This window comes from Nocardia sp. NPDC059236 (assembly GCF_042754085.1).
Classification (GTDB): Bacteria; Actinomycetota; Actinomycetes; order Mycobacteriales; family Mycobacteriaceae; genus Nocardia.
In genome coordinates this window covers 1-1,197 of the sequence record NZ_JBHZAF010000093.1, presented here as the reverse complement: position 1 = coordinate 1,197, position 1,197 = coordinate 1, and the positions used below count along the sequence as shown (strand labels likewise).

The window sequence follows — 1,197 nt, the reverse complement described above, 5'->3', positions numbered from 1 at the left end:
ACAGCTGATATGTAGGCGGGTTCTGTCAAGTGGCAGGTGAAAGCGGTCCCGGTAACGGCGGTTGCCGGGACCGCTTTCGTGTGCGGTCGAGCGGGGGTCTGTCCGTGGTCGTGTCGTGGGTTGGCGACGGCGTGGTCAGACTGATATGCGCGGGTTGGTTACCGCAGGACGACTCTTCGATGGGGACGGTGCCGCTGGTCTAGAGGTCGGGCGTCGCGACGCGAAAGGTGTTGCTGCCCATAGCTGTAGCGCGGGTCGTCCCGCACGCCGACCCGGAGTTTCCCCGCTCGGTCGCGGTCTGGGGGCCAGGTATTCAGCCGTCGAGAATTGCCAGTGACCAGCACCAGCCGGCGAGTTCGCGGGCGATGGCGACGTTGGCGATCACGGGGCGTTTGTGATGGGCGGTGAACTGTTCCCACCGGTGGTGCAGGCGGTGGTTGCCGGCGTGCCCGCGGGCGCGGGCCGCGGCGGGGGCCAGCGCCCAGCGCGCGCCCATGGTGGCGGTGGGGGCTCGGTAGGTCTTGCGATGGTGCCAGGCGGCTTCGACCAGCAGGCGGCGGGCGTGGCTGTTGCCGGTCTTGGTGATCGAGCCCTGGGATCGGGTGGCGCCGGAGGAGTATTCGGTGGGGACCAAGCCCAGATAGGCGCCGATGGTTTTGCCGGTGAACCGTTGCCAGTCGCCGATCTCGACCGCCAGGGCGAACCCGGTCAGGGTCGAGATGCCGCGCAGACACCCCAACCGGTGGACCATCGGGGTGTAGTCGCTGTCGGTGGCCATGGCGGTGATGGCGGTATCGAGCCGGTCGCGGCGGGCCTTGGTCAGCGTCATCGCTTCGTAGTCGGAGTCGAAGGCCGCCTGCAACGCGGGCCGCTCGAAGTGCTGGCTTCGCAACCAGAGATCATGGGCGCCGGTCCAGGCCGACCCACCGGAATACACGATCCCTCGGCGCAGAAGCAGTTTCGACAATCGGTGCCGGGCCCGCATCAGATCACCGCGCGCGTCCTCGCGGGCGCGGACCAGATCGCGGGCCGCTTCCTGGTCCGCGGTGGGTACCGCCACCGCCACGATTTCACCCAGACGCAGCAACCGCGCCAGATGCAGGGCATCACGAGCGTCGGTCTTGACCCAATGCCGGGAAGTTTGGCTGCTGGAGTCGTTGTCAAGCTGTGTCGGCGAAGTCGAGGTAACAGGGCGGG

The 1,197-nt window shown here is 67.9% G+C and carries 1 protein-coding gene; it reads right to left on the bottom strand.

Annotation, left to right across the window (positions count from 1 at the left end; all coding sequences use genetic code 11):
- Positions 1–313: 313 nt before the first annotated feature.
- The coding region (locus ACFXIV_RS48120; RefSeq protein ID WP_379405986.1) for an IS110 family transposase at positions 314–1,197 on the bottom strand (884 nt) is incomplete at its 5' end.